3 protein-coding genes and 1 pseudogene are annotated in these 2,131 nt (G+C 43.7%); 2 read left to right on the plus strand and 2 right to left on the minus strand.

Features of this window, described 5'->3' with window-relative positions:
- Nucleotides 1-634 precede the first annotated feature (634 nt).
- On the minus strand, nucleotides 635-838 hold the full coding sequence (locus HBA93_RS17675) for a cold-shock protein (RefSeq protein WP_221724163.1): 204 nt from the start codon (nucleotides 836-838) through the stop codon (nucleotides 635-637).
- Between the two features lie 378 nt (nucleotides 839-1,216).
- Here HBA93_RS17675 and HBA93_RS17680 point away from each other — a divergent pair, with 378 nt between their 5' ends.
- Both HBA93_RS17680 and HBA93_RS17685 read left to right on the plus strand, forming a co-directional pair.
- A complete protein-coding gene (locus HBA93_RS17680; protein WP_221724164.1) occupies nucleotides 1,217-1,471 on the plus strand; it encodes a type II toxin-antitoxin system ParD family antitoxin in 255 nt (84 codons plus the stop codon).
- Nucleotides 1,471-1,764 carry a type II toxin-antitoxin system RelE/ParE family toxin gene (locus HBA93_RS17685; protein ID WP_221724165.1) on the plus strand — a complete coding sequence of 98 codons (294 nt, stop codon included), beginning with the start codon at nucleotides 1,471-1,473 and terminating at the stop codon, nucleotides 1,762-1,764. Before HBA93_RS17680 ends, HBA93_RS17685 begins: the two co-directional genes overlap by 1 nt.
- 273 nt (nucleotides 1,765-2,037) lie before the next feature.
- On the opposite strand, the pseudogene HBA93_RS17690 reads toward HBA93_RS17685, so the two are convergent.
- Nucleotides 2,038-2,131: pseudogene (locus tag HBA93_RS17690) on the minus strand (IS6 family transposase); the annotation flags it as partial.

The following is a 2,131-nucleotide window of genomic DNA, read 5'->3' on the forward strand; positions in this document are numbered from 1 at the left end:
TCTTTGAGGAGCTCGCAGCATAGATGTGTCCAGTGATAAGCACACATCTATCCTACAGAAAAATTTGCAACACAACCTCATCCGACACGTGCGGCTTGACGCGCTTGTCGCAGAATTCGGAAATTATATTTTGAAATTAAAGTGGTGAAGACATCTGTGTTTTCAGTGCAGCCAAAATTGCTAAATTAACCGGCTTGTTGCCGGGCGGGGGCTGCTAATGCGAAATAATTAATCTATTCTGAAGCTTACCGAAATTTCCAAGGATATTGGAGGTTCATATACCTTCAAGGCGATTTGTGAACTTAAATTATAACGAATTCAGTTTTCAAAAAACTATTTAAAGCCCCTCGTCTGGACAAACACTATCTACTTGCTCTGGTGAAAAGAGATGCAGGTCGAGCTCGAACTTGCTTGCCAAAAGCATTGCCTGCTCTGATGTATCTACGTGCGATGAATTACCCGGCGCAGGTCAAATAATAAAACGGAGGTCAAGTTAGGACCCTGAAAACACAAGAATTTAGCTTACGGTTGCTGAATATAATTTAATAGAACTTTCCGCCCCACATGAGTGGGAAGTGGTCAGAAGTCACATGGGACGAAGATTTTGTCAGCCTAATTCTGGATTTGCTTTAGCTTAAAGAACGCTAACGTTTTCAGCTTTGGACTTACCTGTTTTGCGGTCTTGCCCGATATCGTAGCTGACTTTTTGTCCTTCCTGAAGAGCGCCTCCAAAAGCGATAGCTGAGATGTGAACGAATACATCCGCACCACCATTTTCAGGAGTAATAAAGCCGAAGCCTTTATCATTGTTAAAAAACTTAACTGTACCAGTCGCCATAGTTTCCTCAAGTGTCATTGTTGAGGTTCGATGTGTATATTTACAGAGACATGGCTGCAACACGAAAAACAAATTTTGGATTTGCTTGGAGTGAACCGTAACGAGGAGTTCAGGCGTGAAGATATTGTGAATTGCCTTTGAAGCCACTCATGCGCCGATACGGTAGCGAGTAATCGACATACACCATTCCACCGCAAGATATCAGGTTGGATAGAATGCAGCTTTGCTTAAAACTCATAGCTTAAATACACAACAAAGCATGTTCTAGACTGGCAATCAGCATTAATTGGCTTGCGTACAACGCAACGGTAGGAGTCAATAATAAATTGACAAACTTTGCCAATCTGTGAATATAGATTGCAGCGAAAGGAGAGTTTAATGGCTACGATGAATGTATCGCTCCCTCATCCTATGAAAGAATGGGTTGAGGCCCAAGCCAAAACAGGACGCTATTCGAACGTGAGTGACTATGTGCGCGACTTGATCCGTAAGGATCAGATGCGTAGCGATAAGATCGCAGCAATGCAGCGATTTGTTGACGAGGGCCTACAAAGTGGTAAGGGAACTTGTTCACGGGATGATCTCTTTGCTATGGCAATTGCTAACGCCGAAAAATCTCTGAAACGCAACTAATGGTATTTAATCTCTCTGTTAAGGCGGAAGAAGATATAATCGCTATTGCAGAGTACGGCATAGCACTGTTCGGACCTATACAGGCCAAACGATATCATTCGGACCTGTTTAACACGTTGGATCTGATCGCAAAAAATCCACAAATGGCACGCGAACGGGAAGAAATCTCTCCACCTGTTCGTATTCATCCGTTTAAAGCTCATCTGATTATTTATCAAATTGAACAAAACGGAGCCGTATTTGTAATTAGGATACGGAATGCATTTGAAGACTGGATTAACAACCCTTTATAACGTTTATTCTGTTCTTACAGATCTTGGGAAAAACAGAAGCTGCCACTAACGCATCTTTTCTAAGTTGCGGGAGTTTTCTTGACTCTAACTCTAAATCAGAAACATGCCACCGGATCTGCCGCGCGTACTTGATGTCGCCATTGGCGCACGCCAGCGAAGCTTTGGCGCGTCTCGACGAACGTCTTCCCATTCGTCGGTTGGAATGGGGGTGGTTGAACGGGTTGTGTTGCAAATTTTTCTGTAGGAGAGATGTGTGCTTATCACTGGACACATCTATGCTGCGAGCTCCGCAAAGATCTGAAATGGCGCTTGATTGTCGTTGGCGAATTGGTTCTTGCGGATCATGTGAGCCACCTCGATCCCTGCA

This window comes from Ochrobactrum sp. SFR4 (assembly GCF_019730395.1).
Classification (GTDB): Bacteria; Pseudomonadota; Alphaproteobacteria; order Rhizobiales; family Rhizobiaceae; genus Pseudochrobactrum.